Source organism: Pseudomonas sp. SDO524_S393, from assembly GCF_054071875.1.
In genome coordinates, this window is sequence record NZ_JBSVVZ010000183.1 from 1 (window position 1) to 225 (window position 225).

Here is a 225-nt window from a genome sequence, read left to right on the forward strand (position 1 = left end):
TGGCGCGCGCGTACTTGAACCGTCCATTGTTGACCGCCGAGCGTTTTGTGCCGGATCCGTTCGGTGAAACCGGCGAGCGCCTGTACCGCACCGGTGACCTGGCGCGTTATCGCGCCGACGGGGTGATCGAATACGTGGGCCGGGTTGACCATCAGGTGAAAATCCGTGGTTTCCGTATCGAACTGGGGGAAATCGAAGCGCTGTTGCTGGCCCAGGACGGCGTGC

1 protein-coding gene is annotated in these 225 nt (G+C 62.7%); it reads left to right on the forward strand.

What is annotated here, in order from left to right; translation table 11 throughout:
* Window positions 1–225 (forward strand): hypothetical protein (locus ACW9IB_RS29570; RefSeq protein WP_457416875.1); only part of this gene is annotated, 225 nt, incomplete at both ends.